Here is a 24,846-nt window from a genome sequence, read left to right on the forward strand (position 1 = left end):
CTGTATTTGTCATCTCGTCCCGCTCCCTGCTGCTTGTTGAACGTTTATTGCTTCCCCGCCGGCGTAATCGGCTGCACCACCGAGTTCTGCTTCGATTCGAAGTAGTCGATTCCATTTGGCCGTGCGCTCGGATCGCATGGTGGAGCCGACTTTGATCTGTCCCGTTCGCCAGCCCACGGCAAGGTCGGCCAGCCATGTATCCTCGGTTTCTCCGGATCTGGCCGACAGAACCGTGCGATAACCAACTTGATGTGCACGCTGCACAACGGCTTTGGCTGCTGTCAATGTCCCGATCTGGTTCGGCTTGACCAGAACGGCGTTGCCAACGCGTTCTTCGATGCCGCGCTCAAGCCGGTCGAGGTTGGTGACGAACAGATCGTCGCCCAGCAGTTGTCTACCCCGCAGCTTTTCAGTAGCGGCCCGCCATCCGTCCCAGTCATCCTCGCCCAAGGCATCTTCGATCGAGAGGATGGGGTATTGGGTGCACCAGTCCGCCAGCTCTTCTACGAGCTCAGTGGGGGTCAACCGCCGGTTCCCCTCAGCAGCGAGTACGTAGCGGCCGTCTGCCTGCAGGAACTGGGTGGCCGCGACGTCGATGGCGATGCCAACGTCCGTCCCAGGCCGTAGGCCTGCGCGGTGTATACCGCCCGTCAAGGCTTCCAGCGCGGACCTGTTGGTAGGAAGTACTGGGCCGAGGCCGCCTTCGTCGGCGACCAGCGCCACCGGAAGTCCCTGTTCAGCCAGGTATTCAGCCGTACCTTGGCGCACGCGCGCACAGTACTCCATAGCCTCTGCAAAGGATCCCGCACCCACCGGGACCGCCAGGAAGTCCTGAATATCGATGGAGCGTCCGGCATGGGCTCCGCCGGAGAGGATATTGATCATGGGCAGGGGCAACAGGGGCTTGGCTGTGTCAGGGGTGACGGCGCGATAGAGCGGGAGGTTCCGCGCTTCAGCCGCTGCCACAGCGGTTGCGATGGATACGGCAAGCACCGCATTAGCCCCCAGGCGTCGCAGGTCTGCCGTGCCGTCGGCGGAGCGGAGCGCTTCGTCGACGCCGGCTTGGTCGACGGCGTCGCGCCCCTGCACCACGTCGGCGAGAATGCCGTTGACGTTTGCTACTGCTTTCAGGACGCCGTTGCCGCCGTACCGTTCGCCGCCGTCGCGTAACTCGCGGGCTTCATGCCGCCCGGTGGAGGCTCCGGCGGGGACGATGACCTGTCCGGTGGCGCCTCCGGCGAGGCGCACCTCGCAGCCCACTGTCGGCTTTCCCCGGGAATCCAGGGCTTCCCACGCGAAAACAGCCCTGATGGTTGAGTCAGTCATGCCAGGTCCTTCCAAATATCTGTAAGTTTTTCCGGAGGGTCGGTCAGCAGACGTCGGCCAATGGCCCTCGCCGAGTTTTGTTGGCTTCCGTCCAGGTATTCAACCGGGCTGCGTCCATCGACGCGGGCTAATACCAGGCAGCCTGCTTGACGTATCAATTGGGCGTGATCGATAGGAACTGCGTTCTCGATGCCGGCGAGTCCGGAGAGGAAGGCGCGGGCAGCGGCGTGAAAAGCCGGGGCTTGGAGGCGCTGGCGTATGCTCTTGAGCAGCAGGTGCCCTACGATCCAGGCCGGGTCGAAGGTGGGGTCTCCTAGGTGGGCAACTTCCCAGTCGATCACCCAGACCTGGTTCGGCCCCTCACCCACGAGGACGTTCTTGGGGGTGTAGTCACCATGCACCAGGCAGACTGAAGCCTCAGCCATGACCTTCACTGTCAGGTCGATGGCTTCCTGCAGATCGGGATGTGCATCACGGATCTGGTAGTGAAACGGTTCCAACCGCAGTTGGTGGAATGCCGTCCGGTCTCCGAAGTCTTCAAGTAGTTCGGGCTGACGTCGGGCACTCTCACGCTGCCAAATTCCGAGCAGTGTACCGAGTTTCTCGGCTATGGGCACGGCGATGGTTCCAGTGAGGAGATCCGTTTTCCAGGTCCGCCAATCATGGGGTGCCCGGGCAATGACCAGGAACCCATCAGACTGATCCAGCACTTCGGGCACCGCCTCGGGGGTGAAGCGTCCTGCAAGGAGCAATGCCCGGCCTTCGGTGGCAAGCCGTGCGGGGTCGGCCAGCCAGGTCTGCTGCACGCGCAACTGGCCCAGAGCCCGTTTGACCACCATGTCCGCGTTGAGTCCTGTTATGGCGAATACGTCATTGGAGACACCGCCAGTCATCGGTTCCACGCGCAGAGATTCTGAGGCTGCTACCAAGCCGCGCAGCTTCAGGTGCCCGGCAATCTCGTCGCTATGCACGCTCAATTTTCCGCTCATCGCAGCGCCGCTGTCACGCGGAGTCCGGGCAGGTCCAGAACCTCGCGGTTGACGACCGTTTGTGGAACATCGCCCCTCAGTATTTGGGCAACGTTTTCGGCGGTCAGACGGGACAGATCGGCCATCGACCCGGAAGAGCTGAACGCGGAGTGCGGTGTTATGATCACGTTGTCGAATCCTCTCAGAGGGTGTTGGGCGGGTAGTGGTTCCGGCTCGGTAACGTCCAGGCCGGCGCCCCCAATTTGCCTGGCGGCGATTGCGGCTGTCAGGGCATCTGTATCCACCAGTCCCCCCCGGGCAGTATTGATTAACAGGGAGGTGGGCTTCATGAGCGCCAACTCACGGGCCCCGATGAGGCCACGTGTCTGCTCTGTCAGGGGAAGGTGCAGGGAGACGACGTCGGCTGCTGCCAGTAGCTCCGACAAAGAGCCTGCCCGCCGCACGCCCTTAGGAGAGTGCCCGCTGCGCTGCAGTGCTATGACTTCCATGCCCAGAGCCTGGACTCGGGGTACTAGAGCGCGCCCGATTGCTCCCATGCCCACCAGGCCCATCACTGTCCCTCGCAAGCGCATGGGGATTTGGACTAAGTGGCGGTCCCAGCCGCCCTGGCGCGTTTCCCGAGCCAGGGGCACCAGGCGGCGTGCGAGGGCGAGCGTGAGTGTCAGAGCGTGGTCCGCAACTTCTTCTGTGCAGTATTCGGGCACATTGCTGACCACTATGCCGAGCTTGGTGGCAGAGGCGACGTCGATGTTGTCCAGCCCGACGCCGGAGCGGGCCACGGTTTTGCAGTGGGGGGCGGCGCTCAGAACCTCGGATGTCACCTGGGCAAAGCAGGTCATGATCGCGTCGGCGTCGGCCGCCAACCTTTTCAAAGTCCCGGTGTCGGTGCTCGGAGCCACGACCACTTCGGCCCCGACGGCTGCCAGAACTTCGCGTTCGATATCGGCCGTTGCTCCTGCATGGTCGGTGATCAGAACACGCGCCGTCATGACTGCGAGCACTGGAGGTAGGAGCGCGGCGAGGCGCCGGCCGTAATGACGATCCGGGTGCTGCCCAATAGTTTCACTGTTTTTCCGTTCCTCAGTCGTTCGTCGCTGCTCTCGCCCTGGCTACGCACGTCCACGGCGGGAGGGCAGAACCATCGGCCTTCGATCAGCCTTGTCCCTGTTTTGCGTAAGGATTGAGGATGACTTCTTTCATCTCGTCCGAGGCACCCTCTTCTGTTGCGGTGAAGCCGTCGGCCAACGGGAAAGATTCGGTCATGGACATGGGCATGGCGCCGTTGCGGTAAAGATTGTTGGATCCCTCGGAAGGCTTCCATGTGTTCGGCTCCCAGTCAGGCACGTAGTTGCGGTATCCGCCGGAGTTCAGCTCGATCCGCATCTTGGAGGGCTCACGGAAGTAGAGGAAATTCTGTTCGCCAATGCCGTGTATGGACGGTCCATACTCCATGGGAGTTCCGCGTTCCATCAGTACGTCTGCGGAAACCAGGAGTTCCTGATAAGTGTCAACCCAGAACGCCACGTGGTTGACCCGCCCGGCTCGACCGGAGGTGTCCAGCACGACGCCCAGGTCATGTGACTTCTCGTTGGTGGTGAGCGTGGCGAAAACAGTGATGGGGGCCTCGTCCAAATCAGTAAAGGCCATCTCCCGGAAGCCCAGGGTCTCGGAGTACCACTTGGTGAACCCGCGAACGTCGGAGGCGGCCACGGTAACGTGGTCAAGGAACCGTGGCGCGCCCGCGTGGCTCGAGCGCTTTTCAGGCCTGTCAGGGTACACGGAGGCGAAATTGGGCTCGGCTACGTACTTGTCAACGTCGTAGACCAGCCGCATAGGGTGGCCGTAGGGGCCAGTAAACTCGTACGCCTTACCGAAACCGTAGCCGCCTGCGGACCACTTGCCTTCCACGCCTGCCGCTTCGATGCGTGCCGCCGCTGCTTCCAGAGCTTCCGTGCTAGTGGTTCGCCATGCCATCCTGTGCAGGCTCGGCTCCTGACCCGGCACCAAGACCAGGCTGTACGTGTCATAATCGCCCCAGCACCGCAAGTAAACCCTGCCCTCAGCGCGATGGACCTCCCGGAGGCCAAACTTCTGAACGTAAAAATCGGCTGAAGCATCTACATCAGGGCTGGTGATCTCGATGTGACTGACATGGGCAAGAAGTTTTTCCATAACCGTGGCCTTTCATTCGGGGCTGGACCATTCGTGGTCTCGATCCCATTCTGAAAGCTCCCACGGAAGCGGGGAAGCGAGTTTATGGCATAGCATTCATCAGCGTAGCCAATACATGTCTTGCCGCCCCCCAGGAACGCACCTCATAGTTCGAAGGAAGGCGTGACACCTAATATGGGGAGTCCGTTCCGATCTGTACGTGGTGGACTCTCGCCTCCAGGCTTGTGTTGAGTTCACGGGAGACCTGTTGAAGCACTGTCCGCAGCCAAGAGTTGGCCGGGTCCGTTGCCTGCAGTGGATTCCAGTACATGGATTCCACTACTGCCACTTCCAGGTGAGGGGCGAACTCGACCACTGTGATTGAAGGATCGGGGTGCATTCGGGTTGCCAGCCTCCGCGGGGCCAGTGCCACGAGGTCTGTGCCCGACGCAAGCATCGGAACAGACTGCCAGCCGGACACTTCGGCAACTATTGTGGGATTGAGGCCCCGCTCACGGAAAAAACGGGCAGGAGGGGTTGTCACTCCGGGACCAAACTCGCCCATGGCAAGTGGAGCGGCAGCGATGTCCTCCACTGTCAGTTTGGGCCGGCTCAAAAGGGGATTGCTGGAATCCATCACCACGACGAAGTCGTCCCTGAACAGCTGCCGAGAATCGCCCCCGAAGTCATAGCCCATCGGTCCGACCAATAGGTCGATACTGGAGAATTCATCCGGTCCAGGCTTTATGGGCGAGGACTGGACGAATCTGACAGAAACCTTCGCGGCGGTCTCTGCCATCAATCGCCGGAGAGGCCGGATAAGTGTTGTAGTGGCGTAGTCAGAAGCGGCTATCACGAAGGTGCGGTCGCTGGAGGATGGGTCGAACTCTGTACGCAACTGCATGGTTTCCTGCACATCAATGAGGGTTCGATTCACTCGTTTAGCCAATGACTGGGCGAACGGGGTCAGCTCGTATCCCCGACCAGCGCGCACAAGGAGTTCGTCGCCGAAGTGGCGCCGCAACTTCGCCAAGGCACCGCTCATGGAAGGTTGACTGAGATGACTGCGTTCAGCGGCCTTGGAGACGCTGCGCAGTTCCAACAGTGCCTGCAGCATTGGCAACAGGTTTAGGTCCACTTCTTTCATAGCTGATCCTTCCGACTCGAGACGCGTTCCCGGGACTGCGTCTCCGTACCTCCACTCTCGCAGGTGACCTATAATCGTTTGCTTGCCAAACACGTCCCGGAACCAAGCAGAATGAGGGCCACGCGCAGGAGCCCACCAGCTGGCCGGGGCCGCGGGTGAAGGAATCAAGTCACATCCCCGCAAGTACCTGAAGGCAAGAAACTGCAGCCGCGCGCTTCGGGGCCGTACGCATCCCCGTCATTATGAGTACAGAGTGATCAAGAACGCCATGTTAACCATGCTGAAGAATGGATGGAAGGGAGCAAGCCCTCACCGCCCGGCCTGTCGAGGGCCTATTGCACGGCCTCGGTGACCGCAGGGGTATGCCGTAGCCGGGAGCTCCAGCCACTTGGGCGCCTTGGAGTCCTCAGGGCTCAGTTCCTGTACGTGCTCCTAACGGGCTAGCAGCAGGACATGGGCGGGACGGTGACAACCGGAAGTTCAGTTAAACGGGCACCGTCACGGTGGTTGCCACCTGATGCATCAAACCCGGCACATCCGCGTCTTTCTTACCATCAAGCATCCATTGGCCCAGCTGGACCGAGGCCTCAACCACTGCGCGGGCTCTCGGTTCGCGGCGCTCTTGGTACCGCTGAAGTAGGTTCTCGTCGAAAGTCTTGGCCTGAAGGATCTCATCCGCCAGGACGGCTGCGTCCTCGACAGCCATGGCAGCCCCTTGTGCGATTGTGGGAGGGCAGTTATGGGCCGCATCTCCAGCTAGGACTACCCGTCCGCGGTACCAGGGCCCTTGGACCATGTAGCTGGTGAAGCGGGTGTAATGCACGGGTGTGGAGTCGTTAATGGAGGATGCGATTTGCTGCCATGGGCCGCCATAAAGTCTGGCAATACCGGCCATGATCCGGGCCCCGTCTTTAAGATCGCGTTCCTGCGCGTCCTCTACCAGGTACGCGTACATCGTGTCGGGCCCGGTGGGGCAGTACCCGGCAATGTACGCGGGTCCGCCGTATATAAGGTCTGTTCGCGTCACCTCTGTTGGACGGGGAACAAAAGCCCGCCACGCCCCCATACCTGTGCCGGCTGGGGTGCCTTGGATACCGATCGCTGTTCGTACCGCGGAGTGAAGGCCGTCCGTGCCAACCAGCAGGTCGTAGGTCAGGAAATCCCCATCTGCGGTGCGGGCTGTTGCAGCCGCGCCCGGTCCCACGCTCACTTCAGTGACCGTCGTGTTATAGCGGAACTTAACGCCGGCTTCAAGGGCACGTTCCCGCAGTACTGCGGCGAAGTCCGGCCGGAAGATTCCGAGCGTGGCGGGTAAGTCTTCGCCCCCGGTACGTGCCTCGGGTATTACTGCCAGCACTGTTGCATCAGCGTTCGGGGCTCGTAGGCCAAGCTCGCTGAATGCGTAACCCTTTTTCTCCAAAGCAGGCCACATCCCGAGGTCTCGGAGAATGCGCAGGGCGTTGCCTTGGAGTGTGAGACCGGAACCGAGAATAGAGGGACCGGATGTCTTCTCCAGTACTTCGACGTCGATCCCGGCATCGGCCAGGAACACGGAGAGTGTCAAACCGGCCGCTCCTGCTCCAACGATTCCGACCTTGTTCACTGCGTTCATGGGGATCTCTCTTTCTCGTTCCGATCGAGTGCTCGCCTTGGAGGACCAACCGGATGGTGTCAGTGATTGCCGCTTACTGCTTCTGGAAATCAGGTAGAGCGGTGAGCCGATGGGTTCAGTGACCGGTAACGGCGCTGCAGACAACAGGAAGCCGTATCCGTCGTCCTGGGCGCAGTGGTCAAACGACAGGCCCCGTGCTTATTCACCGCCCTGTGCCGGAGTGCGCGGGCCGCGTTTCGGGAACCGCCGCGTTGCCATCATGCGGTTCCCGCGCTGCAAGCCCTAACCCTGAGGCAAGGGCTCCTGCCACATCGGGAAGAACCGAAAGCGACGAAGTGTAACGGTGCTGTCTCGATGCATTTAACTGCATCCTCGCCCCAACGCCCCCAGTTGCGCATTCCTCGGCTGATCGAGCGGTCTTGGCCATCGCATCATTGCGATTCACGTCACCTCTATTCCAATCCTGCCCGGCTGCTTGCCATGACACCTCGCCGGATCCGACAGGGAAGCGGGTGTAACCCCGATCACTACTTTTTCAGGGACCAAGTTGGTGGGGAAGCACTTTCTATCAATGCTTGGTATCGGTACGGCCTATATTAGCCATCGCGCCTGTGCCGGCTTTTCAGCAACTCTCTGCTCCCATCAGGCTAAGGAGCAGAGCACCTTGGCTCCTGCGGACACCAATCCAGCCAGGCGTTTGCAACGTGCTGCATCACGCGAAGTGCCGGAGTATTTGGCCCCCCTTTCCCCGTAGCTGCTGCTAGGCGGGGACGACTGTAGCAAGCGCGCCCCATTAGGGTTCACAGACATGCAGCTGCCATGGCAACCGGTTGACCACTTCGAATAAGCGGCTCTGTGGTTGTTGTCAAAAGCTCCACAACGACCAGGCCGTGGCCGGTGTTCAGATTCCTGAGTCCCCACTTCTTCTTCTGCAAACCAGCCGGTCGGGCCCGGGTGCTTCGTTACGCTCATCGACGCTGAGGTCGCGTCGGCCATCGACGGCAGACCATCGGCGCACGAGTGAACGATCATTGGGACGGCGCTGACTGCAGTTGACCGAGTGGCGCGGGTCCAGAAAGCGGCAACGGTTTCCTCTTCTCGTCGGGGAGTATCTCCGAGTAGGTCAAACGTGAGTAGTCAAATCCGCGGGAGGCCTTAGTCGAGATGATGCCACTCCCACGAGTTCGCTCATCACGAAAACCTATATAGGGTTAAGTCTTTACTCGTTGAAGGTTTTGAGCCATACTGCTGACTGTGGTCTTTTGCAGATTGACTGCGCACCAAGCCCTTACAGCACAAGCTCCAACGGAGGAGACAGCAATGACGCTTGTTCGATATGCGAAGGCCATGGTCGGGGTGACCGCCCTCGTCGGCTCTCTCGCCGCCTGCACGCCCGGCCCAAGCGGCGAGAACCCGACGGGAACCGCCGCGCCTGCTCAGACACTTCGGATCGGCCTGGCCGATGACGTGCAGTCGTGGGACACCATGACGGCTAACCTAGGATCGTCGCTCCAGGCCTTCCAAGCTCCGTACGACACCCTCATCCGACAGCTCCCCAAAGGTGACCTCGCTCCCATGCTCGCCACGGGCTGGCAGTACGACGAGTCGAAGACGAAGCTGACGCTAAATCTCGTCTCCGACGTCACCTTCTCGGACGGCGAGAAGTTCGATGCTGAAGCGGTCGGTGCGAACATCGAGCACTTCCGCACCGGCAAGGGTCCGCAGACCACGCAGCTGGCAGCCGTCAAGTCAGTCGACGTCGCCGACGAGGACACCGTAGTTGTCAACCTGTCCGAGCCGGACCCGGCGCTCCTCAACTACTTCAGCGGAGCGGCCGGACTCATGGCCAGCCCTGCTGCTATAAAGGCCGGTACATTGGCCCAGACGCCGGTCGGAACCGGACCCTACGTGATGGACACTTCTTCCACCGTGGCCGGATCGCAGTACGTCTTCACGGCTCGCGAGGGCTACTGGGCACCGGACCTCCAGCGGTTCCCAGGTGTCGAGTACATCTACCTTGACGACACCGCACGCGTGAACTCCCTCGTCTCGGGGCAGATCCACAGCGCTGCGGTCGAGTACGGCGCTGTTTCCCAAGTTGAAGGAGCCGGTCGTGCGGTACTCAAGAACGCCTCCGCGGCGGACTGGGAGGGCATGATCATTTTCGACCGCGATGGGCAGCTGGTTCCCGCGCTCGGCGATGTGCGCGTGCGACAGGCAATGAACCACGCGATCGACGAGGACGCACTCAATGAGGCTTTGTCCGGGGGCGCCAGCGACGTCACGAACCAGATCTTCGGGCCGGGTTCCGGTGCCTACGTCAAGGAGCTGAACGAGACCTACCCCTACGACCCCGAGCGGGCGAAGAAGCTTCTGGCCGAGGCCGGATACCCGGACGGATTCGAGATGACAGTTCCGTCGCCGAGCTTCCTGAGCGACTCCTGGGCCATCGTTGGCCAGTACCTGAGCGATGTCGGAATTACCGTGAAGCCCGAGGCTATCCCGTTCGAGAAGTTCCGCGGCGACATCGCAGCTCAGAAGTACCCGGTCGGCATGTTCCGGTTCAACGCGGGCGACCCGTGGGGAACGAGCATCCGCAACTACATCTCCACCCGCGGTTCGGTCTGGAACCCGTTCAAGTCCCAGAGCCCTGAGCTCGATGCACTGCTTCTCGAGGTTCAGAACGCAGGAGACCAGTACGGGGAAGCCGCCCAAGCGGTGAACAAGTACATCGTCGAAGAGGCGTGGTTCGTACCGTACTTCTTCTCGGCCGCTCTCATCGGGTACGACAGTGAGACGATTGAGGTCGTCGAGCAGGTCGGATCGCCGATTCCCTACCTTTACAACTTCTCGCCCGCGTCGTAGCTAATTAGGGTCGGGGGGCGACGAGCGTCGCCCCCCGACCCTGGGAGAACCATGCTGTCCTTTCTTCTCAAGAGAGTCGCTGCGGGTGGGGTACTTCTCGCCGTCGCCAGCTTTCTGACCTTCACACTGCTTTACCTGTCCACGAGCAACATCGCCCTCAATGTGATCGGCGACAACGCGACGGCCGAGCAGATCGCTCAGGTCGAGCAGAAGCTCGGCCTCAACCAGCCACTGATACCGCGCTACTTCGAATGGCTCGCCGGTGCACTCACCGGAGACCTGGGAGACGCGTGGTTCAGGCCCGAGACCGTGAGCACGGCCATCGCCAGCCGACTGCCGGTCACACTGACTCTTATCGTCCTATCGATCGCCATCACCGCGATCGTCGCGACGTTCCTCGGAATCCTTGCAGCGACCCGCCGCGGATGGGCTGACCGGGCTGTGCAGGTCGGCGCCATAGCCGGCGACGCCATCCCGGGATTCGTGCTCGCTGTGTTACTGATCACGGTCTTCGCCATCCAGCTCCGTCTCTTTCCCGCGATCTCCACGATCCGTGCGGGGAGCGGGCTTGACGCATGGGTGCTCTCGCTGACGTTGCCCGTGCTCGCGATCGTCGTCGGCAGCACGACGAGCGCGGCCCAGCAAGTCCGCAGCGCCTTAATTGCAGAACTGAGCCGCGACTACGTGCGCACGCTCAGGAGTCGCGGACTGGGCGAACGCGAGATCCTGCTGAAGCACGTCCTGCGCGCCGCCGCGCCATCGGGACTCACAGTCCTCGGGCTGCAGGTCGTCGGGATGCTGAGCTCCTCAGTGATCGTTGAATCCATCTTCGCGCTGCCCGGGCTCGGCACCCTCGCGGTCACGGCGACCTCGCAATCTGATATTCCCGTCGTCATGGGGATCGTCGTCGTCACCGTAGTGATCGTGGTCATCGTCAATCTGCTGGTCGATCTTGCGAACGGCTGGCTCAACCCGAAGGTGAGGGCGTCATGAGCAGCAACGAATTCGCCATGCCTAACATCCCCGTGCCCATCCAGCGCCGTGACTCCCTCCTGCGCCGACTGCTGCGCAACCCGATGGGTGCAATCTCGATGGTGCTGCTCGCAGTGGTGTTCATGCTTGCCATCATCGGGCCCCTGGTGGCGCCGATCGATCCGAGCTTCTCCGATGTGCGGAAGCTCCTCATCGAGCCTTCCTCGACCAACTTCCTCGGAACCGACGCCGTCGGACGCGATACGTGGAGCCGCCTGCTGACGGCGACCCAGCTGACGATCGCCGCAGCCCTGCTGTGTGTCGCGGTGGCGCTCCTCGTCGGCGTGCCGGCCGGCCTCATCGCCGGGTACTATGGCGGCTTCTTCGACGGTGGAGCCGGCTGGGTCTCAGGTCTGCTCATGAGCCTCCCGGGCATCATTGTGCTTCTCGCCGTGCGCGCCGCGCTCGGGCCGTCGGTATGGACCGCCATGGCTGTTCTTGGCTTCCTGATATCGCCGATATACTTCCGCCTGACCCGTGCCGCCGTGCGCCACATCCGCAACGAGCTCTACGTGGACGCGGCACGAGTGTCGGGTCTCAGCGACCTGAGGATCATCTCCCGCCACATCGCGTACGTCGTGCGGGCACCTATCATCATCCAGACCGCGGGGATCATCGGTTTGGCAATCGCCGTTCAGTCTGGACTCCAGTTCCTCGGACTCGGTGACCCGCTCACGGTCACCTGGGGATCGATGCTTGGAGACGCCTTCGGCCAGATCAACCGTGCCCCCCTCCTTATCCTGTGGCCAGCTCTAGCCATCGCCGTCACCGTGGGCGCATCCGTGCTGTTCGCAAATGCGCTGCGTGACGCGCTCGAAGACAGTCAGTCGGACGGCGCCGGCAGACGCAAGCGCAGAACCGCCAAACGCGTCAAAAGCGCCCCCCAGGTCGCGACCACCGCCGCCGATGCTCAACAAGAGAAGGCGGGGAGCATCGCTAAGCCGTCGACCGAAGGACTCCTCCTGGACGTCGACGATCTGGCGATCGCCTTCGAGCAGAAGGACGGAGACCTCAAGCGCGTCGTCGATGGAGTCTCCCTCCAGATTCGAGCGGGCGAAGTGGTGGGGCTGGTCGGAGAGTCTGGCTCGGGAAAGACCCAGACAGCCTTCGCCATCCTCGGCCTGCTCGCCTCCGGCGCGCAGATCGTCGGCGGCACGGTGACATTCGACGGGGTGACGACGGTCTCTTCCGGACACCTCGACATGAAACACCTCGCCTCACTTCGGGGACGTCGTATCTCCTACATCCCGCAGGAGCCGATGTCGAATCTCGATCCGAATTTCACCATCGGCTCGCAGTTGACCCGACCGATGGTCAAGATTCTGCGCATCTCACCGGCGGAAGCACGGCATCGCGCCCTCGCGCTGCTCGAACGGGTCGGCATCAACAATCCAGAAGTTACCTACGCGTCCTATCCCTGGCAGATCTCGGGCGGAATGGCTCAACGTGTACTGATCGCCGGAGCGGTCAGCTGCGAACCGGATCTCGTGATCGCGGACGAACCGACCACCGCTCTCGACGTGACCGTGCAGGCCGAGGTCCTCGATCTGCTGCGCGGGATGAAGGACGAACTCGGAGTGGGAATCCTCCTCGTCACTCACAATTTCGGTGTCGTCGCCGACCTGGCCGACCGCGTCGCCGTTATGAGACAGGGCCGCATCGTGGAGACGGGGGACACCCGCTCCATCATCCGCACCCCGCAACATCCGTACACCAAGGTGCTCATCGGGTCAATGATCCGAGGCCAGGAGCCGATGACACTGCTGACGAAGGGAGAGCCGCTGTGAGCTCATTGCTGGAAGTCCAACACCTCTCCGTCGAGTACCGCGGTTCCGGACTGAGGCCCAAGCGCTTCCGCGCCCTCTCCGATGTCTCCATAGCGGTCGCGGCGGGTCGAACGGTCGGCGTCGTGGGTGAATCTGGATCGGGCAAGACCACTCTTGGTCGAGCCGTACTCGGGCTGGCGCCCGTGACGGAGGGCACGATCACCTTCGAAGGACGCGACATCACCGCGGCGGATCGCGCGCTTCGTCGCCGCCTGAGCAGCGACCTGCAGGTGGTCTTTCAGGACCCTTATGGTTCGCTCAATCCCGTACTGGAGGTAGGCGACATCCTCGCGGAGCCGCTGACAGCGTCGGGTATGCCGTCCAGCGAAGCTGCGAGACACATCGGCTCTCTTCTTCACCGCGTCGGATTGCCAGCCGACGCAGCACACCGATATCCGCGCAACTTCTCCGGCGGGCAGCGCCAGCGCATCGCGATCGCGCGCGCGCTCGCCCTCGGACCAAAGCTCATCATCTGCGACGAGCCAGTGAGCGCGTTGGATCTGACGACCCAGGCACGAGTCATCGACCTGCTGCTCGAGATCCAACGCGAGACGGGTGTCGCGTTCCTATTTATCTCCCACGATCTCGATGTGGTGCGGCATGTCAGCCACGAGATTGCGGTCATGTACCGCGGAGAGATCGTCGAGCACGGCCCCGCACTCCAGGTAGCCGATTCGCCCTCGCATCCCTACACGGAGCGACTTCGGCTGGCCTCCCCTGTGCCCGATCCGGACCAGCAGGCTGAGCGTCGCGCCGCCCGCGCGCGCATCTCGGCGCTCGGCAGCGCCGGGTGAGGCCATGAAGACCCCTAACGCGCACGTCACCATTTCGAAGGAAAGAGATAACCAATGCTGAAGCCCCGCCCGAGCACCGCGCGTGAGGTCCTGAACCTTGACGGGCTCTGGAACTTCGCCCTCGCAGACGACGCACCTGCGGAGCCGTGGGCCACGACCCTGCCCTCGACCACCGAGATGCCGGTTCCCGCCAGCTACAACGACGTGCTGGCCGATCAGCGCGTGCACGACCACATCGGATGGGTGTGGTACCAGCGCATAGTCAGCGTCCCGCGGGGGTGGGCCGGAGAGCGCATCGTGCTCCGGCTCGACGCTGCCACGCACGAAGGCGTCGTCTACGTCGATAGGACTCAGGTGGCGCATCACGTTGGTGGTTACCTGCCGTTCGAGGCGGATATCAGCAGCTTCGTGCAGGCCGGCAATGAGGTGCGCATCACCATCGGTGTCAACAACGAGCTGACGAACGAGACGATCCCGCCCGGAAGCATCGAGACCGGCGCGGACGGCACTCGTCGACAGAGCTACTTCCACGACTTCTACAACTATGCGGGTCTCGCGCGCTCGGTTTGGCTTTACTCGACCCCGCGCACCTTCGTTCGAGACATCACTGTGCGCACCGATATCCAGGGATCCCTCGGGATTGTGGATGTCGCCGTGGACGCGACGGCCGGCGAGCCGCGAGTTTCGCTGTTCGACGCCGATGGCGCTGTCGTCGTGTCAGCACAGGGAGCAACCGTGCGGCTCGAAGTCGCCGACGCGCATCTTTGGCAGCCCGGCGAGGGATATCTTTACACACTGCGGGTCGACCTTCTCGAAGGAGATGACTCCGGCGACCGGTACGAGCTCCCCGTAGGAATCCGCACCGTGGAGGTTCGAGGCCAAGAATTCTTGATCAACGGCGAGCCCTTTTACTTCCGGGGGTTCGGGAAGCACGAGGACTCGGCATTCCGAGGCAAGGGGCACGACAACACACTTATGGTCCACGACTTCGGTCTCATGCGCTGGATGGGAGCGAATTCCTTCCGGACGGCGCATTACCCGTATGCGGAGGAAGTTCTCGAGTACGCGGACCGGCACGGCATCGTCGTAATCGGCGAGACGCCTGCGGTCGGGCTGAACCTCGGCCTCGGCGGTGGAATCTTCGGGCGCGGCTCACGGCTGTCTTTCTCATCCGAGATGTTCAACGACCACACCCGGGACGCACACGCGCAGTCGATCCGAGAGCTTATCGCGCGCGACAAGAATCATCCTTCCGTCGTGATGTGGTGCCTGGTGAACGAACCGGACGCGACGGAGGACGGCTCAAGGCCGTACTTCGAGCCGCTTGTGAGCCTCGCGCGCCAGCTCGATCCGACGCGGCCGATAACCTACACCAACGAGCCACGGGCGTCGGCCACTTGTGACCGCATCGTAGACCTCTTCGATGTGGTGAGCCTGAACCGGTACAACGGCTGGTACATAAATGGCGGTGACCTGAAGACGGCGGGCACCCAGCTCCGGGATGAGCTGCGTGAGTGGGCGCAAGCCTACGACAAGCCGATCCTCATCACCGAGTACGGTGCCGACACGATCTCAGGGCTCCACTCGGTGCTCACCCAGCCGTGGAGCGAGGAGTACCAGCACGACTTCCTTGACGCGTATCACGCCGTTTTCGACGGCATAGACGCCGTCGTCGGAGAACATGTCTGGAACTTCGCCGACTTCCAGACATCCACCGGGCTCATCCGCGTGGACGGCAACAAGAAGGGCGTCTTCACAAGGGACCGGCGGCCAAAGGCTGCAGCGCACGCCCTGCGGACCCGGTGGACTGCAGCGAAGAATCAGGAGAGCTGACCGATGGCTCAGTTTCAGCAGGCATATCTGCCGTACAACCGACTCCCCGACGGCACAATACATGATTGGTGAGACAGGCTACAGCAGAAACGAGCCCGCGATCATGGTGATGGGTGTCTCAGCAGCAGGCAAGTCAACCATCGCCGCCGCTCTGGCGGATCGACTAAGACTCAGTTGGATGGACGTCGACGATTTTCACCCGGCGTCGAACGTGGCTCTGATGGCATCTGGCGAGCCACTCACCGATGAACACGGGTCGCCATGGCTGGCCGCAGCCGGGGTAGTCCTCGCTCGCGGACGCGAGGAGGGTGGCATCGTCGTCGCGTGTTCGGCGTTGAAACGCGTGTACCGGGATCAACTGCGGGCCGTGTGCCCAGGGACGCGGTTCGTCCATCTCGACGGCGGTCGAGCGGTGCTCGCCACCCGTGCGGCAAATCGTCATGGTCATTTCATGCCCGCCGCGCTGCTAGAGTCGCAGCTCGCGATCCTCGAGCCTCTCGGAGGCGATGAACACGGTCTCGTCATCGACATCACAGCGCCGGTGCATGCGATCGTCGACACGGCCGTCGAAGGGGTGGATGCCGCGTGAACCTCTCGCCTTCCCGCCTACGGGCTCTTCTCGTCGCGCTTACGCTCGTTTCGTTGCTCAGCGCTCTCGACCATACGATCATCGCCTCATCGCTAGCGACGGTCACAGGCGAACTCGGTGGGGTGCAATACCTCACCCTCGTCATCGTCGGATACACGCTCGCGGTCACAATCGCGATGCCCGTGTTCGGGCGCCTCGGGGATATATACGGGCGTCGCGGGCTGTTCCTCGGCAGCGTGTCGCTGTTCATCATTGCGTCGCTACTCTGCGGCTTCTCCAACGATATGGCTCAACTCACCGGGGCGCGCGTCCTGCAAGGTATCGGCGGAGCCGGCGTCCAGATCCTCTCGCAGACCGTTCTCGCAGATGCCGTGGCCCTACGCCAGCGCGCGAAGTACCAGGCCATCGTCGGCGCCTCGTTCCCGATCGCCATCCTGCTTGGTCCGCTCGCGGGCGGCCTGCTCACCGACACGGTCGGGTGGCGCTGGATCTTCTGGATGAACGCGCCGCTGGGACTCATCGCACTCTTGCTCGCCGCACGAAGCGTTCCACGGTCGGTTCGGACTCCGGGCAGGGGCACATTCGACGTACCGGGTGCGGTGCTCCTCGGTATAGCGACGACCAGCCTGGTCTCTGTAGTCACGTTGGGTGGCGGCATCCTGGCGTGGGAATCGCCGCAGATCATCATCCTCGCCGGGGTGGCGATGCTCGCGACCGTCGGATTCTTCATCGTCGAGCTCCGATCCGAGCACCCCTTGATTCCGATAACGATCTTCCGCAGACGCGTCGTGGTGGTCGCGATCACGCTCGGAACAGTTGTCGGAGTCGGACTCCTCAGCGTCGTGTCATACCTTCCTACTTACATACAGATGGTCTATCGCACCTCGGCCACGGTCGCAGGCCTTGTCCCGTTGGCGTCGGTCTCAGGAATGCTGGTGGCGTCCCTCATCTCGGGATTCGCAGTTAGCCGTACCGGTCGATACAGGGCATTCCCGATCTTCGGCACCGCTGCCGGTGCGGTGGGGCTCTTCGGAACGGCGTTTACGAGCGAGGCGCCACTGTGGGTAGTCGCCGCCCTGATGACATTGGTGGGCTTCGGCAGCGGCTCTTTCATGCAGTTGCTCGTCGTGATCGTCCAAGCGGTCACCGATCCGGCAGCCGTCGGTGCAGTGACATCGACGGTGCATCTTGTGCGCCAGATCTTCTCCACGGTGGCCTCTGCAGTGGTCGGAGGCCTTTTCGCATCTCGACTGGTTGCCGGTGTTCCCTCCGGAGTTCCGCTGGAGACATTGACTCCCTCTGCTCTGCAGCGACTGTCCCCGCAGACCCAAGTCGAGGTGGCCGCGGCGTACAGTTCCGCGATGGCACCGATCTTCATCGGGCTCAGCTTCGTGTTCGCCCTCGGGTTCATCGCCGCGCTCATGCTGCCTCACCATGAGCTCACCGATCAGTCCAGCCTGGCCGCAGACGAACCGACAGCAGCAGCCAGCTAAGATGGGGGAGGTCGGCGGTTACAGACCGACGGCCGTCACCACGTACGGTACCAGTTCGATCTCAGCGACGCCCAGTCCGCGAGTCCGGTCATGCTGATGGGCACCCGCTGATCGTCAGAGGACTGATGAGCTTCCATCCCGGTGGCGGACCGGGCGCCGACGGAATAGACGTCTTCAAGTATCGACCACGAGCACGGGAACCACTCCAAGGACGCCAGAGATCGAAGCACCGGGAAAGCAGGTGACTGCTTTCCCGGTGGTCGACGATGCTCGAGGACGGGGTCTCGAGGAGCGCAACAGTCGTCGTTCCTCCAGCTGTCACCATCGCGAGCGTCCGGAGCGCCCATGCAACCACGACCATGAAGTACCGACGTGGATCCGTCGAGTTGGGGGGCTACCAAACCCCGCCGGCGTCCAGGCGGTCGAGCAGACACGAGTCGCAAGGTGTGGTGGGAGGAAGGACGAGCCTGCCAAGACACGTCACGCCGAATCCACGCGATTTCAAGCTTGGCGATTAAGGGTAAGTCGGCGTGGAAACTTTCCTGGGTGCGGTCAGGCGGATGGTGGCGCCAGCTGCGTCGCGGTTGCGGCCATCGCCTGCCACCTCTTCCTCAGCGAACGCGCGACCGATTTAGGGCGGCGATCGCGCGTGAACACGCCCTTTTTGTTGCCGTCGACGCGGATGATTCCGGCAGTGGTTTCGAAGTCCGCGAAGTTCCAAATCTGCTCACCGACAACGGCGGGGACGCGGTCGAAGACGCGGTGATACATTTCGAGGAAGTCGACCTGGTACTCCTCGCTCCACGGCCCGGGCCGGGTTGCATGGAGCCCCGCCATGGTGTCCACGCCGTACTCGGTCATCACGATCGGCTTGTCGTATGCGGATGCCCACGCCTCCAGCTCGGCTTGGAGGTGCCTCTCCGCTGCGCGCAGGTCACCGGTGTCTTGGTACCACCCGTAGTACCGGTTGAGGCAGATCACGTCGAATAGGTCCATGATGCGATCCTTCTCGACAGTCGCGGCGATCTGGTTGGCATAGGTCACGGGCCGCGTCGGGTCGAGCTCTCGAGTGAGAGCCACCAGTGGTTCGAAGTAGTCCCGCGAACCCTCTTCACTGGAGGCCGGCTCGTTCGCGATGCACCACATCACGACGGAAGGGTGGTTCTTGTCGCGCGCGATAAGCTCCCGGATGCTCTGCGCGTGGGCATCCCGCGTGCGATCGTTCATCGTCTCGGGCGAGAAGGTCGGCTGAGGGGCATGTCCGAGCATTCCCCCGATCATGTTGATGTTGAGTCCGACCGCCGCCGTTTCATCGATGACCACAAATCCATTGCGGTCGGCGTAGTCGAGCACCTCCTCGGCGTATGGGTAATGCGCCGTCCGGAAGGAGTTCGCCCCCATCCAGCGCATCAACTCGAAGTCGTGGACCATGAGAGCCGCGTCGTGACCCTTGCCGCGCACGGCTGAGTCCTCGTGCTTGCCGAAGCCGGTGAAGTAGAAGGGATGACCGTTGATCAAGAATTCTTGGCCTCGAACCTCCACGGTGCGGATTCCGACGGGAAGAGTGTAGGAGTCGGTGACCACCTCTCCATCGACCAACTCGGCCTCGAGCGAGTACAGGTAGGCCGCTCCGGGATTCCAGAGATGGGGCTGCCGGACTGACAGAGTGCCGACTGCACCTGAGCCGGACGCGACGACGGCTCCGGCTTCGTCACGCAGATTGACCCGCACCCGCTCTGGGGCAGCGGTCTCCACTGTGTATCCGACGGTCGCGGTCCCGTCGGATACGTCGGTGGTGACCGTGATGTCCGTGATTGGCTCGTCAGGCGTCGAGTAGAGCCAGATACTCCGGGGGAGGCCGGCATAGTTGAAGAAATCGTGGCGGTACTTCTGAACCGACCGACCTTCGTCGTCGAGAATGATGTAACCTGGCGGGATTGTCTCGGAGCTCAGACGGTTATCGACGCCGATCGTGAGCCGTACCTTGGTGCCGGCCTGAGCGAGGTCGGTGATGTCAGCTTCGAATGGGGTGTAGCCGCCAACATGCTCGGCGACGAGTTGCTCGCCGATGTAGACGACTCCACGGTGGGTCGCGGCGTCGATGCGTACGACCACGCGTTCCCTCGACCACCCCGCCGGGATATGCACGTCCCGCTGATACCAGGCCATGCCAACGTGGTTTCGAGTGTCGGTGTTGACGAAGATGTCATTGTAGCTCGCGGGCACCGGCGCCTGCAGCGGCGTCGCGAGGGGGGAGCCCCACGGCTTCTCGCCGGCGTCCGTATCGAGGGCGAATGCCCAGAGCCCGTCCAGTGAGCGAACGTCTCGCGTCGTGGAGCTTTGTGGTTTCAACATGCAGATGTCCTTCGAGTGATGGGAGTGGAATCGGTTGGTACTGGGGTTCAGCGGTCAGGCGGCCCTGGGACCACGAGCTGCGCGCGGATCCCGTCCAAGGTGTCGAACACACTCACGGTCTCCTCGAGGCTGTGGCGAGGATGCTCCCTGCGACCGTCAAGGATGGCGGCGGTGACCTCTCGGAGCATCGGCACGTATCCGTACCCGACCCGGTCGACTCCATGTGTCTCTGATACCAGGCGCACCCCCTCCGAGTGATGGAGGGTCAGTTCGGATGCGAACCAGAAGCCCGGTCCGATGGCGACCCAGCCGCGCGTCCCTGAGACGGACGCTGACTGGTCGAGGTAGTCGACCGTCGAGCTCGCGCCCTGCACGAAGCGTCCCGACGGATAGCCGAGGGTGAAGTGCACGCTCAGATCAACTCCTTCGGGCGACGCATGACCTCCGGCGGAGATGCGCGAGGGCGCACCGAAGACCAGATGACTCAAAGTCACCGGATATATGCCGCGGTCGAGGAGCGCGCCAGCTCGTGGAGCCGACCGCCGGATTGGATCATCCGGAACCGGTGAGCCAAATGCGGCCCGGATGCTGCTCACCTCGCCGATGGATCCCGCCTCGATCAGTTCCAGCAGCTTAGTGTAGAGGGGATTGAACTTCATCCACATCGCTTCCATGAGGAAGACGTCATGGTCCTCCGCGATGATTGCAAGCTGCCGCACCTGCGCGGCATCCAACCCCAGAGGCTTCTCGCACAGGACGTGGCGGCCCTTGCGGAGCGCGTCGGCGGCGAGAGGGAAATGAGTGGCGGACGGGGTCCCGATGTAGACCGCATCGATGTCGGAGCCGAGCATCTCCTCAAAATCGTCATAGCGGTAGGGAATCCCGAGATCGTTTGCGAAGCGATCGGCCTTACCCCGAGTGCGCGAACACGCGGCGACCACGGCCGCCTGGTCCGTGTTCGCGAAGTCGGCTACCACCTGACGCGAGATCCGCCCCGTCCCGACGATGCCCCAACGCAGTATCCGCCGATCACCATCTCGAGTCATCAACATCCCTTTCGTCAAGGTGAGCTGCTCTGTAGCAGTGAATCTCGATCGCCACTGTGCACCGCGACGTGTTCACGTCGCATGGCGTTAATGGGAGCTTAACACGAAAACCTATATGCAGTTAAGTGTTTACTCGTTGAAGGTTTTGGTACGATACAGAGATGCACACAACCTCAGGCAAGCGCGGTATGTATGCGAACACTCCGAAGCGGCGCGAGGACATCCTCGACGCGTCGTTCGAAGTGTTCGCGCAGCATGGGTATCTGAACGCTTCGATGAGTGAGATCGCGAAGCGTGCGGGCATGACGATACCCGGGGTCTTGCACCACTTTCCGACCAAGGCCGGACTGCTGGAAGAGGTGCTCCGGCGCCGGGACGAGGACGCGGTGAGTCACCTGCGGGGCAGGCGAGGGATCGAGGTGCTGCGAGGACTGCTGACCATCGCCGAGCGAGACGAGCAAGACCGGGGGCTGTCGCAGCTCTTTGCGATCCTTTCGGCAGAGGCGACCATCGGGGACCATCCCGCGCATGAGTACTTCCGCGAGCGGTTCCGCCTCGTGCTTCTTACCATCCGCACTGCGTTCCAAGAAGCCGAGCAGGACGGGGACCTTCGCCCAGGTGTTGATCCCGCGGAAGCAGCGCAGATGTATGAAGCACTCGCGTACGGCCTGCAGCTTCAGCGCTTGTACGGCGTCGCGGAGATCGGCCAAGCAACGCTATCGCGCCGGTACCTGGACAGCGTCCTCGTGTCGCTCGACAGGCCCGCACCCGCAACCTACAAGGAAAACTGATGACCTCGCCCCTCCCGCGCACGATCGTCACCGCGGATCCCGAACTCGACGATCTCAACTCGATGATCCGTCTACTTCTTTACAGTAACGAACTGTGCATCGACGGGCTCATCTACGCGAGCAGCCGCTACCACTGGGCGGGCGACGGCGCCGGAACGGAGTTCCTACTCCCGGACCGCGAGTACTCTGAACCGCAAACCTCGTGGCGGTGGGCACAAGGTGAGCGCTTCATCGATGACGCCGTCGATGCCTACGAGCAGGTCTATCCCAACCTCGCCGTGCACGACTCTCGCTATCCCGAACCGGAGCGTCTCAGGTCGGTCATCTGCACCGGCAACATTTCGTTCGAAGGCGAAATGGACGTCGACTCCCCCGGATCTCGACTGATCGCCGAGGCCTTGCTCGATGACGACCCGCAACCCTTGCATCTGCAAGTGTGGGCCGGAACCAGCACCATCGCGCGAGCTTTACGGTCCATTGAGGAGACACACTCGGGTGGCGCAGATTGGGACGACGTGCGCACACGCGTCAGCCGGAAGGCGGTAATCACGAAATTTGCCTCACAGGACGCGACCTACGACGACTACATCCGTCGCGAATGGCCTGACATTCGCGTCACCGACGTCATGGCCGCCACCTGGGGATATCCGATTCGGTACGTGCTCCTGCCTGACGACCGTTACCTGATCGGGGCGGAGTGGATGCGGGAGAACGTCACTTCGATCGGGCCGTTGGGCGCTCTCTACCGCGTGGCGGGAGCCGGGCGGCAGATGGTGCCCGGTGATCCGAGCGACTATTTCCATCTCAGCGGTTACTCGCGAGACGAGTTGACGGCCCAAGGGTTCAGGGTTTGGATCGATCCGCCGCCCGCCGGAGAGTGGATCTCGGAGGGCGACACGACCAACATGCTCAATCTCATCAGCAACGGCCTGCGCGGGTTCGAGCATCCGACCTTCGGCGGCTGGGGTGGACGCGCGATCCGCACCCAGGACGGCCCGGACACCTGGGCACTGAAGGGTGCCGAAGAGTCATCCGCCGACGGCTCGACGCCTCCGGAGTACACGCTCACCCGGTGGTTCCGCGTGGCGCAACAGGATTTCGCTGCCCGCATGCGGTGGTCAGTCACCCCGAAGTTTGAGGAGGTCAACCACCACCCCGTGGTGGACGTCATGACCGGTCTCGATATGACGGCCTCGCCCGGGCAAAGGCTCGAACTCCAGGCAGAAGCTTCCGATCCGGACGGGGACTCGCTCTTGTACCGGTGGTGGCACTACAGGGAAGCAGGAACCGTACGCACAGCGGCGGCCATCGAGAACGCCGACGCCGCCCATGCTGTCGTCACTGTGCCCGCCGACGCCGTCGTGGGCGAGTCGCTGCACGTGCTGCTCGAAGTGACTGAAGACGCGGATATGCCACTAACCGCCTACGCGCGAGTCGTCATCACGGTGGTGTAGCCAATTCCCGATCCATCCCCGCTCGAATGGTGCGTCGGGAGCTGAGCCGGACTGTGACTCCGACCAGCCCCCGCTGATTCCGGCCTCTACTCCGTTCGGGACGCGTGTAGAGCCAGGCGAGCGTAGAAGTCCTCGAACATCAGCCTCGTGTCGATCTTGGTGTAGACGCGCATGGGCCGCGGCGTCGGGCTCACGCCGGCGTAGGCGTCGTTCTCATCGATCGCCGGGGTGGGACGGACCTGGAAGGCGCTCGACGACGTGTCGGGCTGGAACCCTGATTGCAGGGACGTCGCCAGCACCAAAGGGTTGTCGCCCATCACGTACGTCTCCCCCGACTTCACGCCATAGGAGCTCGCGCGGCCGATCACCGTAGCGAGCGCCTCGACGAGATAGGCCCCGACCGGCCCGCAGGGCGCCACCCGCGTTTCGAGTTCGGCGTGGCTCATCAGCGCCTGACGGTACACGTCTCGCGGAAACTGCCAGATCGGGATAGTGGTCTCGTTGAAGACGAAGCGGACCGCCTCGCGATCGATGTCGTGGTTGTATTCAACGTCGGTGGCGCCGGCCGGCGGCCTGGCAAGGTCCGGGTACTCGGCCCCGCCGATCCAGACCAATGTCATCCGCTCCGCTATCGATGGGTCAATCATCAGTGCCGAGGCGAGATCAGTCAGCCCGGCGCCCGCACAAAAGTAGAGGGGCAGTTCGCCCTCCTTCCGCGCCTCGGCCAGGATGGCATCGACTGCGTCTGAAGGCTGCGGCGTCATCCCGTCCGTCAGGGCGACAGAAGCTCCGCGATACACCGGCACGGTACCCGCCATGCCGAGCACTTGCAGGGTCTCCTCGGCTATGCGAACCGCATTCTCGGCCTGCCGGTCGGAGGGATCGAAGATGTCGTCAACGCTGAGGTGCGAACCGATAATCCCGATAACTTGCACCGACGTCGAGAGCAAATGATGTACGAGTTGGTAAAGGTCGTCTGGATCACCTGAGAAGTCGTTATCGATCAGGACGCGAGCTCGCGGCACAACATGTGCAGCGAGCCCCGGCGCAAGCTGGTTCACGAAAGGTCTCCTATGCGCCAGCCAGTGGCGCCTTGTTGGACAGAATCTGACCGAGCAAAGAATCGAATCGCCCCCTCGCGGAGGGCTTGGCTCTTTGCTGTCCTGAGCAACTACACCCTCGGGGAATCGCTTCGTCCATTTTTGCAACCGGTTGCCATTTCGTCAAATTCTCTTCAGAATCCCGGTCTCCGTAGGCACCCATGCGCTCCGCCTCCCGTCACTCCAGCAACCACGATGGGAGAGCCATCCTTGTCAACGATCAGTTTTTCAGAGGCGAACGCCTCCCGACCTTCTCGGAGCTTCGCACCAGCACGATTGGGTATGCGGACTGCCGGTTCCGACATGATTGTGACCCTCTGTTGATGATGATAGGGAGCATTGAGCATCGCATTACTGGGCATGTGTAGCTGCATCCCGCTGAGGCCCCTGCCGGCGTTGTCGATATGCCGCAGCCCAAAGACCAGCAGCCTGACGGAAGGTCC

Annotated in this window: 18 protein-coding genes; 9 read left to right on the forward strand and 9 right to left on the reverse strand. The window is 62.4% G+C overall.

The genetic code is table 11. The features are described 5' to 3' along the window. Positions 1 to 9: 9 nt before the first annotated feature. The 6 genes from eno to ACWA13_RS15590 all read right to left on the reverse strand — a co-directional run bounded on the left by eno (position 10) and on the right by ACWA13_RS15590 (position 7,225). Positions 10 to 1,326, reverse strand: a complete 1,317-nt coding sequence (eno, locus tag ACWA13_RS15565) for a phosphopyruvate hydratase (RefSeq protein ID WP_463935073.1) — start codon at positions 1,324 to 1,326, stop codon at positions 10 to 12. Further along, entirely contained in the window at positions 1,323 to 2,315 is a 993-nt protein-coding gene (locus ACWA13_RS15570; protein WP_463935074.1) for a phosphotransferase family protein, read from the reverse strand. The genes eno and ACWA13_RS15570 overlap by 4 nt, the downstream gene beginning before the upstream one ends. Beyond that, positions 2,312 to 3,304, reverse strand: a complete 993-nt coding sequence (locus ACWA13_RS15575) for a C-terminal binding protein (protein ID WP_463935075.1) — start codon at positions 3,302 to 3,304, stop codon at positions 2,312 to 2,314. The genes ACWA13_RS15570 and ACWA13_RS15575 overlap by 4 nt, the downstream gene beginning before the upstream one ends. Positions 3,305 to 3,467: 163 nt before the next feature. After that, complete coding sequence (locus tag ACWA13_RS15580) at positions 3,468 to 4,487, reverse strand: VOC family protein (protein ID WP_463935076.1); 1,020 nt, start codon at positions 4,485 to 4,487, stop codon at positions 3,468 to 3,470. Positions 4,488 to 4,656: 169 nt separating this feature from the next. Continuing rightward, a complete protein-coding gene (locus ACWA13_RS15585; RefSeq protein ID WP_463935077.1) occupies positions 4,657 to 5,613 on the reverse strand; it encodes a LysR family transcriptional regulator in 957 nt (318 codons plus the stop codon). Between the two features lie 484 nt (positions 5,614 to 6,097). Further along, positions 6,098 to 7,225: an FAD-dependent monooxygenase gene (locus ACWA13_RS15590; protein WP_463935078.1), complete on the reverse strand. Its 1,128-nt coding sequence runs from the start codon at positions 7,223 to 7,225 to the stop codon at positions 6,098 to 6,100. A gap of 1,320 nt (positions 7,226 to 8,545) precedes the next feature. Here ACWA13_RS15590 and ACWA13_RS15595 point away from each other — a divergent pair. The 7 genes from ACWA13_RS15595 (at position 8,546) to ACWA13_RS15625 (ending at position 17,657) form a co-directional block, all read left to right on the forward strand. Further along, the gene (locus tag ACWA13_RS15595) at positions 8,546 to 10,090 is read left to right on the forward strand and encodes an ABC transporter substrate-binding protein (protein ID WP_463935079.1); all 1,545 of its coding nucleotides are present in this window, start codon (positions 8,546 to 8,548) and stop codon (positions 10,088 to 10,090) included. A 51-nt stretch (positions 10,091 to 10,141) separates the two neighbouring features. Continuing rightward, complete coding sequence (locus tag ACWA13_RS15600) at positions 10,142 to 11,083, forward strand: ABC transporter permease (protein ID WP_463935080.1); 942 nt, start codon at positions 10,142 to 10,144, stop codon at positions 11,081 to 11,083. Continuing rightward, on the forward strand, positions 11,080 to 12,909 hold the full coding sequence (locus ACWA13_RS15605) for a dipeptide/oligopeptide/nickel ABC transporter permease/ATP-binding protein (RefSeq protein WP_463935081.1): 1,830 nt from the start codon (positions 11,080 to 11,082) through the stop codon (positions 12,907 to 12,909). Before ACWA13_RS15600 ends, ACWA13_RS15605 begins: the two co-directional genes overlap by 4 nt. Beyond that, positions 12,906 to 13,742 carry an ATP-binding cassette domain-containing protein gene (locus tag ACWA13_RS15610; RefSeq protein WP_463935083.1) on the forward strand — a complete coding sequence of 279 codons (837 nt, stop codon included), beginning with the start codon at positions 12,906 to 12,908 and terminating at the stop codon, positions 13,740 to 13,742. The genes ACWA13_RS15605 and ACWA13_RS15610 overlap by 4 nt, the downstream gene beginning before the upstream one ends. Positions 13,743 to 13,796: 54 nt before the next feature. Then, the gene (gene uidA, locus ACWA13_RS15615; protein ID WP_463935084.1) at positions 13,797 to 15,575 is read left to right on the forward strand and encodes a beta-glucuronidase; all 1,779 of its coding nucleotides are present in this window, start codon (positions 13,797 to 13,799) and stop codon (positions 15,573 to 15,575) included. 61 nt (positions 15,576 to 15,636) lie between these two features. Next, entirely contained in the window at positions 15,637 to 16,164 is a 528-nt protein-coding gene (locus ACWA13_RS15620) for a gluconokinase (protein ID WP_463935086.1), read from the forward strand. After that, positions 16,161 to 17,657: an MFS transporter gene (locus ACWA13_RS15625; RefSeq protein WP_463935088.1), complete on the forward strand. Its 1,497-nt coding sequence runs from the start codon at positions 16,161 to 16,163 to the stop codon at positions 17,655 to 17,657. The genes ACWA13_RS15620 and ACWA13_RS15625 overlap by 4 nt, the downstream gene beginning before the upstream one ends. Before the next feature lie 552 nt (positions 17,658 to 18,209). Here the strand turns inward: ACWA13_RS15625 and uidA (ACWA13_RS15630) are convergent. Further along, positions 18,210 to 20,012, reverse strand: a complete 1,803-nt coding sequence (gene uidA / locus ACWA13_RS15630; protein ID WP_463935090.1) for a beta-glucuronidase — start codon at positions 20,010 to 20,012, stop codon at positions 18,210 to 18,212. A gap of 47 nt (positions 20,013 to 20,059) precedes the next feature. Beyond that, entirely contained in the window at positions 20,060 to 21,058 is a 999-nt protein-coding gene (locus ACWA13_RS15635) for a Gfo/Idh/MocA family protein (RefSeq protein WP_463935091.1), read from the reverse strand. A gap of 161 nt (positions 21,059 to 21,219) precedes the next feature. Here ACWA13_RS15635 and ACWA13_RS15640 point away from each other — a divergent pair, with 161 nt between their 5' ends. After that, a complete protein-coding gene (locus tag ACWA13_RS15640; RefSeq protein ID WP_463935092.1) occupies positions 21,220 to 21,849 on the forward strand; it encodes a TetR/AcrR family transcriptional regulator in 630 nt (209 codons plus the stop codon). Continuing rightward, a complete protein-coding gene (locus ACWA13_RS15645) occupies positions 21,849 to 23,303 on the forward strand; it encodes a DUF1593 domain-containing protein (RefSeq protein ID WP_463935093.1) in 1,455 nt (484 codons plus the stop codon). Before ACWA13_RS15640 ends, ACWA13_RS15645 begins: the two co-directional genes overlap by 1 nt. An 86-nt stretch (positions 23,304 to 23,389) precedes the next feature. Here the strand turns inward: ACWA13_RS15645 and ACWA13_RS15650 are convergent, their stop codons facing one another. Continuing rightward, on the reverse strand, positions 23,390 to 24,364 hold the full coding sequence (locus ACWA13_RS15650; protein WP_463935095.1) for a nucleoside hydrolase: 975 nt from the start codon (positions 24,362 to 24,364) through the stop codon (positions 23,390 to 23,392). Positions 24,365 to 24,846 lie beyond the last annotated feature (482 nt).

It is taken from the genome of Pseudarthrobacter sp. TRD_SC_9, from assembly GCF_055361265.1.

Bases quoted from the DNA above. Each gene is read 5' to 3' on its own strand.
- ACWA13_RS15585 (WP_463935077.1), bottom strand. From the start codon at position 5,613: ATGAAAGAAGTGGACCTAAACCTGTTGCCAATGCTGCAGGCACTGTTG.
- ACWA13_RS15590 (WP_463935078.1), bottom strand. From the start codon at position 7,225: ATGAACGCAGTGAACAAGGTCGGAATCGTTGGAGCAGGAGCGGCCGGT.
- uidA (WP_463935084.1), top strand. From the start codon at position 13,797: ATGCTGAAGCCCCGCCCGAGCACCGCGCGTGAGGTCCTGAACCTTGAC.
- ACWA13_RS15580 (WP_463935076.1), bottom strand. From the start codon at position 4,487: ATGGAAAAACTTCTTGCCCATGTCAGTCACATCGAGATCACCAGCCCT.
- ACWA13_RS15640 (WP_463935092.1), top strand. From the start codon at position 21,220: ATGCACACAACCTCAGGCAAGCGCGGTATGTATGCGAACACTCCGAAG.
- ACWA13_RS15600 (WP_463935080.1), top strand. From the start codon at position 10,142: ATGCTGTCCTTTCTTCTCAAGAGAGTCGCTGCGGGTGGGGTACTTCTC.
- ACWA13_RS15575 (WP_463935075.1), bottom strand. From the start codon at position 3,304: ATGACGGCGCGTGTTCTGATCACCGACCATGCAGGAGCAACGGCCGAT.
- ACWA13_RS15645 (WP_463935093.1), top strand. From the start codon at position 21,849: ATGACCTCGCCCCTCCCGCGCACGATCGTCACCGCGGATCCCGAACTC.
- ACWA13_RS15605 (WP_463935081.1), top strand. From the start codon at position 11,080: ATGAGCAGCAACGAATTCGCCATGCCTAACATCCCCGTGCCCATCCAG.
- ACWA13_RS15620 (WP_463935086.1), top strand. From the start codon at position 15,637: ATGATTGGTGAGACAGGCTACAGCAGAAACGAGCCCGCGATCATGGTG.
- uidA (WP_463935090.1), bottom strand. From the start codon at position 20,012: ATGTTGAAACCACAAAGCTCCACGACGCGAGACGTTCGCTCACTGGAC.
- eno (WP_463935073.1), bottom strand. From the start codon at position 1,326: ATGACTGACTCAACCATCAGGGCTGTTTTCGCGTGGGAAGCCCTGGAT.
- ACWA13_RS15570 (WP_463935074.1), bottom strand. From the start codon at position 2,315: ATGAGCGGAAAATTGAGCGTGCATAGCGACGAGATTGCCGGGCACCTG.
- ACWA13_RS15595 (WP_463935079.1), top strand. From the start codon at position 8,546: ATGACGCTTGTTCGATATGCGAAGGCCATGGTCGGGGTGACCGCCCTC.
- ACWA13_RS15635 (WP_463935091.1), bottom strand. From the start codon at position 21,058: ATGACTCGAGATGGTGATCGGCGGATACTGCGTTGGGGCATCGTCGGG.